The 7,608-nt window shown below is 34.8% G+C and carries 3 protein-coding genes and 1 pseudogene; 3 read left to right on the forward strand and 1 reads right to left on the reverse strand.

Annotation, left to right across the window (positions count from 1 at the left end; genetic code table 11):
• The first annotated feature begins 172 nt into the window (after positions 1–172).
• The gene (locus ACEN2I_RS13565) at positions 173–1,327 is read left to right on the forward strand and encodes a vWA domain-containing protein (protein ID WP_441766639.1); all 1,155 of its coding nucleotides are present in this window, start codon (positions 173–175) and stop codon (positions 1,325–1,327) included.
• Positions 1,328–1,354: 27 nt separating this feature from the next.
• Positions 1,355–1,978: a murein L,D-transpeptidase catalytic domain-containing protein gene (locus ACEN2I_RS13570; protein WP_441766640.1), complete on the forward strand. Its 624-nt coding sequence runs from the start codon at positions 1,355–1,357 to the stop codon at positions 1,976–1,978.
• A gap of 161 nt (positions 1,979–2,139) precedes the next feature.
• On the opposite strand, the gene ACEN2I_RS13575 is transcribed toward ACEN2I_RS13570, so the two are convergent.
• Complete coding sequence (locus ACEN2I_RS13575; protein ID WP_441766641.1) at positions 2,140–3,177, reverse strand: aldo/keto reductase; 1,038 nt, start codon at positions 3,175–3,177, stop codon at positions 2,140–2,142.
• Positions 3,178–3,730: 553 nt separating this feature from the next.
• Here ACEN2I_RS13575 and ACEN2I_RS13580 point away from each other — a divergent pair.
• Positions 3,731–7,608: pseudogene (locus ACEN2I_RS13580) on the forward strand (hypothetical protein); the annotation flags it as partial.

Raw genomic sequence — 7,608 nt, forward strand, 5'->3', positions numbered from 1 at the left:
CTTAGCAACCTGGATTTTAGAACCTTCAAAAAATAATATTGTAAAGTAAAGTATTTTATGTTCCGTTTACAACTGGTTTCACCAAGTCAAAATACGGTTTCACCATTTCTTCAAAAAATGAGGATTTTTAGTTTTTAAGTTTGATCTGTAATCATCCTAAAAAACTAAAATTATGAAATCTAAACTTTTTATCTCTGCTCTTTTTTTTGCTGTAGTTTCTTCAATAAGTTGTAACTCTTCTACAGCAAAAAATAAAATTGAAACTAAAAAACCTGTTACTGTCGAAACTACTAAAATACAAGTTGCTCTTTTATTAGACACCTCAAGCAGTATGGACGGACTAATTGATCAGGCAAAATCGAGATTATGGAATATTGTAAATACTCTCACGACATTAAAATACGATGGAAAAACTCCGGATATTGAAATCGCTTTGTATGAATATGGTAATGATGGATTAACAGAAAAATCTAATTATATCAGACAGATAACACCGCTTTCGACAGATTTAGATTTGATTTCAGAAAAGCTATTTGCCCTAAGTACAAATGGAGGCAATGAGTATTGTGGAGCCGTAATTCAGGACGCTACCAAACAACTAAAATGGGCGAGAGAAAACCGGAACATGAAACTCATTTACATTGCCGGAAATGAAGATTTTAACCAAGGCAGAATAAATTATAAAGAAGCAATCAGCGACGCATTGAAGAACGATATTTATGTAAATACTATTTTTTGTGGAAATAAAACCGAGGGAATTAACACGCACTGGAAAGATGGTGCCGATTACGGAAAAGGAAAATATTTTAATATTGATGCTAATGAATCCGTAAGATACATTGCAACTCCTTATGATAATCAAATAACAAAATGCAATGAAAAAATAAACACGACTTATATTGGGTATGGTTCTAAGGGAGCTTCAAAAAAAAGGAATCAGGAAATGCAGGATAAAAATGCAAGAGGTGTTTCTGTTGCTAATTATGCAGAGCGCGCGGTAAGTAAATCAAAAGCAGTTTACAAAAACGAAAGTTGGGATTTGGTTGATAAGGTAAAAGACGATGCTGCAGCTATTTCAAAAATTAAGAAGGAAGAATTACCCGCTGAACTTCAAAACAAATCTACAGAAGAATTAAAAACGATTGTCGCCCAGAAATCAAAGGAAAGAGAAACGATTCAAAAAGAAATTGGCGAATTGGGCAAAAAACGCCAGCAATTTATTGATAATGAAATCAAAAAGAGTAAACAGCAGGATGATTTGGGTAATGCTATTAATACATCGATAGTGAGTTTTGCCAAAGTGAAAGGGTATTCGGTTGAAAAATAAATAGTTGCCAAAATCAATTCGTAAACCATGAAAAAGAATTGTTACATTTTACTTTTAAGTGGAATTTTTGGCTTGAGTTTTGCATGCAGAAACAATAACGAAAAGCCGTTAATAAATAGTAGTTCAAGACCGGTTTATTCCTATGAGGAGAAATTAAAAAGTGAGATCACTGAGATTCGGAGATTTTTGGGGAAATCTCCGAAATACAACTCAGATGTTGCTTTCTTTTTAGATATGAAGATAGAATCAGGAAAAAACCGGTTTTTTATTTACGATTTAAAACACATTAAACTACTTGACAAAGGCTTAGTAGGTCATGGCTTAGGTTCTGAAACAGGAATTTCGGGAAAACTCAAATTTAGTAACGTAAAAAATTCGAATTGCAGTTCTTTAGGAAAGTATGCAATCGGAGGTTCTTATTACGGAAAATTTGGAAAAGCTTATAAATTGTATGGTTTAGACAAAACCAATAGCAATGCTTTCGACAGAAATATAGTTCTGCATAAATATTATGATGTTCCTTTTGAAGAACAGCGAGATCCAATCTGCAATAGTCAGGGCTGTCCGATGGTCAATAAAAAGTTTTTTGGAGTTATGGAAAAACTGATCGATAACTCAAAAAAGAAAATTATTCTTGTGATGTATTATTGACAATTCTAAAACAAAAAATCCTGATAACTTCAAAGCTATCGGGATTTTTTGTTTTATGTCTCGTCCTGAAAAAAGTGGATTATAATCATCCTAATTATGTCAACAGAAAGAAAAGAGTGAGTTGTCCTGAAAAAGGTTGACTCGATTATGAAATTCTTTTTTTATGGCGCCGGATCCGGAATAATAGTCTGAACTTGCTCAATTTCGGCTAAGATTTCTTTTGAAAGTGTGATGTCAATTGTGGCAATATTTTCTTTTAATTGCTCCATTGTCGTTGCTCCAATAATAGCACTTGTTACGAAAGGCTGTTGTAGCACAAAACCTAAGGATAATTCAGTTAAGGTTAAACCGTGTTTATGAGCGATTTCCTGATATAAACGAGTCGCTTGTCTACTTTCGTCGCTATTGTATCGTTTGTATTGCGGAAAAAGATTGATTCTGGCATTTGGCAAATATTCGCCAGTTAAGAACTTACCGGTTAAGACACCAAATGCCAAGGGAGAATAAGCCAATAGACCCACGTTTTCATGTATGGATATTTCAGAAGAACCTACTTCAAATAGGCGATTCAATAAATTATATGGATTTTGGACCGTTTTGATTCTCGGTAAATTCTGGTATTTGCTTTCTTCAAGAAAACGCATCATTCCCCAGGCATTTTCGTTTGAAACACCAAGATGTTTTATTTTGCCTTCTTTGATTAATCCGTCAAAAGTTTCCAAAACTTCCCTGAAATTATCTTCCCAGGCATCTTCATAGCCACTAAAAGCTCTTTGTCCGAAATTATTGGTTTTGCGTTCTGGCCAATGTAATTGATACAAATCGATGTAATCTGTCTGAAGGCGTTTTAAACTGTTTTCTAAAGCGTATTTAATGCTTGCTGGAGAGAAATCTCCCTTTTCGCGCATATAAGTAAAATTCGGATTTGGGCCGGCGATTTTAGAAGCCAGAACCACCTTGTCGCGATTGCCAGTTTTTTTAAACCAGGTTCCAATGATTTTCTCTGTGCTTCCATAGGTTTCTTCACGAGCCGGAACTGAGTACATTTCGGCAGTATCAAAAAAATTTACGCCTTTTTCAAGTGCATAATCCATTTGTTGGTGGCCGTCTGCTTCTGAGTTTTGTTCACCAAAAGTCATAGTGCCCAGACAGATTTTGCTCACTTGTATATCGGTATTGGGTAAAGTAGTGTATTTCATGTTTAAGTTTCTAAATATTGAGCTTACTATTATAAAAAATCAAAGATACAAAGGTACTTTTCAAATGTAAACCCTTCCAAAGTTAAAAAAAACTAAACCTTTTTCTGAAATTTTAATGATTTGTATTAGAGTAATTTAACTTTTTAGTCTCCTTTTATTTAAAAAATATCTTGAAGATTGAAAATCAGATGATTTATGATTTTATGTGTAATATTTTACTGATTTAAAAATAATTTTATTTGTTTTTTTATTGTAAGTAAATACTTTGATTTCTTACTTTTTTCATTTCAAAAGATGTTACTCATCGACTAATAATGTTTTTCATCTAAAAGCTCTCAAAAATCATAAAAAGCCTGAATTTACAAGCTAATTTTGCTTCATATTTTTAAAGAAAATATATAAAAAATCAAAACCCTAACAGGTGTTTATACGTAGGTATAAGAAAATAGAATAATATAAATGATATTAGATTTTGATATTCAATAGAATAAGAGATTGACATTAAAAAACTAGTCGTTATAAATTCTTTTTTATAAGAATAAATAATTTTATTATGAAAAAAACTTTACTAAGATCTAAAATTTTAATAGCTTTTTTGTTTTTTGTTTTCTTGTTGTTAGGGAACACAGTTTTTAGCCAAACAACAGGAGATTATCGTTCAGTTGCTACCGGAAACTGGACTACTCTTAGCAGTTGGCAATATTATAATGGTAGTACATGGGTGATACCTTCTGGAACATCACCTCAAGGATATCCAGGACAATATACAGGAACGGGTGCTGTTTTTATTCAGGCTGGTCATAAAATAAGTATTGGAACTTCCGGTATTACTACAAATACTATGGGTACTGTTACAATTAGTGGGACGTTGAGTTTGACTGGAATCAGTACAGGGAGCGGTACTGTTTATGAAATAAAAACAAATAAATTGGTTGTCACTCCTGGGTTATCTCCTGCTGCAACAATTTCTTTTGAGGAAAAGGTTTCTTTAGTTTTGTCAGCAAATGCAGAATTGCAAGTTAGTACAGGTGGATTATCAACAGTTGGTAGCTGCAATGCTAATCAAGAGATTCAGATTGGTTCAACAAAAATCACTTCTTGTACAGGTAGTACAAAATTTTCAGACACAATGAGCCAAGGTGGGTATAACGCTTCTTGTTCTACTTTTAGTTTGACTAGTGTTACTGCTACTGGATCATGTGCTTCTCCTGGTACTTCTACTGTTACAGTTTCAGGTACCTCTTCAGGATTACCAATTGGTAACTATACGGTTGAATATAGATTAAGTTATGATTCTTATACAACTGTATATAATGGTTCAATGATAGTAAACACTGCTGGTTCAGGTACGTTTAATGCGAATGTATCAGTTGTAAATGTAACATCTTCAACAAGAATTAAAATTTATAAATTGACTTCTGGAAGTTGTACTTCTAATCTTTCCAGTAATAACGAATCTAATGTATCTTATAAATACACTACTTTAGGTAAGCCATCTGTAAACTCAGGGTATGGAGCTTGTTCGATCTGGAAAGCACAATGGAATAATGAAAGCTCTGATGGTTATTATTTCGATGTTTCAACAACTAATAATTTTGCAACTGGAACTTTTTTGCCTGGTTTTCAAAATCTACAAATAGTAGGATATCCATCTAGTTATGATATTACTGGTTTAACACCTGGAAATACTTATTATTATAGAATAAGATCCTATAATTATTGTGGAACTAGTGTGAATTCTAATGTAATTACATTTGTTGCTCAAGGTATTCCTGCTCCTATTGTTGGTTCCATAACACAGCCAAGTTGTTCTACACCAACAGGAAGTTTTACAATCACCAATTATAATAGTGCTATTGATTATGGATACAGTATTTCACCATCAGCTGGTTCTCGAAGTGGTGCAAACATAAGTGGTTTGCCTGCAGGAAATTACATTCTTTATTCGAGTGGTAATGGTTGTACTTCATCGACCTCTTTTACAATAAATGCTGTAGGTGCTTCAATTTCGTATGCAGGAAGTCCTTATTGCAAGTCTTTAACGACGCCTCAGTCAGTAACTCTTGTAGGATCAACTGGCGGTACTTATTCGGCTTCTCCTTCTGGACTTAGTATTAACAGCTCAACAGGCGATATAACGCCTTCTACAAGTATAACGGGGAGCTATACAGTAACTTATAATCGTCCAGTAAGTTGTCCAGGGGTTAACCCTACAACATCGGTTACCATTTCTGCTGTTCCAACTGCATCTATTTCGTACTCAGGAAGTCCTTATTGTAAGTCGTTAACAGCATCACAGCCTGTAACACAAACAGGAACAACAGGAGGAACTTATTCTGCTCCTGCTGGACTTATAATTAATAGTTCAACAGGGGAAATTACTCCTTCTACAAGTACAGTAGGCAGCTATACGGTCACATATACTTATGGATTAGGTGCCTGTACAGGTTTGACTACTACAGCAACTGTTGTAATAAATTCAGTTCCAGTTACTGCAGGTATGATCTCTGGAGCAATATCAGTTTGTCAGGGACAAGTGAGTGTTGGATATTCAGTTCCGGCAATTACTAATGCAACTTCATATGCGTGGTCATATTCGGGAACTGGTGCAACATTTACAAATGGTACAACAAGAAATCCTACAATTACATTTGCAGCAAATGCGACTGCAGGAAATCTTACTGTTTATGGTGTTAATTCTTGTGGTAATGGTACTGTTTCTGCAAATTATGCAATTACAGTAAACCCATCACCAACACCAACGTTCACCACACCTGCTCAGACTCAAACCTGTGCAAATGAACATATTACCTATACTACTCAGTCCGGACAATCTAATTATGTGTGGACGGTTTCAGGAGTTTTAAATACAGATTATAGACTTATTGCAAGAGGAACTAATACCAATCGTGATATTGTTATTGAATGGTTAACTGCAGGAACTAAAACAGTTACTGTTAATTATAGCAATTCAAACGGTTGTAATGGGGCAACAGCAGCTAGCTATACAACTCAGGTGACTGTTGTTGACAGAGGAAGGGTAATTGGTGGAGCGCATATTTGTAAAGGAAGTTCTTTGCCAACTCTAACCTTGCGAAATGATGCAGGAAATTCAGTTTATCCAGATTCTTCATCGATTTTAATATGGCAATATAGTGATGAACTTAATAATACTAACTGGCAAGATATTGCAGGTACTGCCGGTCAAACATCATATACTCCAACAGCATTTTCGGGTGCTTTTAGGACTTATCAGGTTTTATTGAAAAACGGTATTTGTACAAAAACTTCTATAGAAAGCAGAATTAATATAGATGCTTTTAATGCTCCAACTTTAGGTACAACGACTTATCCTACTTGTTCAGTTTCAACGGGTAGTGTAGTCCTGAATAATTTGCCAACAGGAAATTGGACAATAAATCAAACTGGAACTGTAACGAAAACCTACCCTAATACAATTGCAAACACGACTAGTTATACGGTTACGGGATTAACTGCTGGTACTTATACTTTTACAGTTAAAGAAGGAAGTTGTACTTCAGATGCTTCTTCACCTATAAAAATTCAGGCAGGAAATACCTGGGATGGTACAAAATGGTCAAAAACTGGTAATACTACATTGCCAACTGCTGGAGATGTAATCGTTTTTGAGGGTAATTATACATTGTCAAGTGATTTGACTTCTTGCAGCTGTATCGTAAATTCAGGAGATGTTGTCATAAGTGCTGGCAAAACATTAAATATTACGAATGCCGTAACAGTTAACGGAGGTTCTTTAACATTTGAAAACAATGCCAGTTTGGTGCAAATCAATGATGTAAACAATAACTCAGGTCCTATAACCTACAAGCGAAATTCCCAGCCTATGAAGAATTTCGATTATACGTATTGGTCATCGCCAGTAGAAGGTCAGACTTTTTATAATTTATCACCCAATACACTTTGGGATAAATATCTGTCATTTACAGGAACTGTGTGGAGAGAAGAATTGGGGGCCAGTGCAATGCAGCCTGGAATCGGTTACATCATTCGTGTACCTAAACCCAATTCGGTATATCCAAACGGTAAGGATTATTGGACGGGTACTTCTTATACACAGCAAGTTGAATTTATAGGCAAACCCAACAATGGAAACATTACCAGCAGTCAGTATATGGAGAAAGACAAATATTATCTGATAGGTAATCCTTATCCTTCGGCTATCCATGCAGATGATTTTTTGTATAGCAATGTTAATAATAGAGGCATTTTGGGAGGTACAATCTATTTATGGACGCACAATACAGCCATTAAGATTGTTAATTCTAAACTGGCTTATGTTTCAGACGATTATGCGAGTTATAATTTAACTGGTGGTACAGCTACAAGGGCAGCCGTTAGTCCGGGTGCTAATACAGATATCCCACAAGGCTACATAGCTGCAGGTCAATC

The organism is Flavobacterium sp. W22_SRS_FK3, from assembly GCF_052113665.1.
Taxonomy (GTDB): domain Bacteria; phylum Bacteroidota; class Bacteroidia; order Flavobacteriales; family Flavobacteriaceae; genus Flavobacterium.

Excerpts from the sequence above, each read along its gene's own strand:
- ACEN2I_RS13565 (WP_441766639.1), top strand. The coding sequence starts at position 173 with ATGAAATCTAAACTTTTTATCTCTGCTCTTTTTTTTGCTGTAGTTTCT.
- ACEN2I_RS13570 (WP_441766640.1), top strand. The coding sequence starts at position 1,355 with ATGAAAAAGAATTGTTACATTTTACTTTTAAGTGGAATTTTTGGCTTG.
- ACEN2I_RS13575 (WP_441766641.1), bottom strand. The coding sequence starts at position 3,177 with ATGAAATACACTACTTTACCCAATACCGATATACAAGTGAGCAAAATC.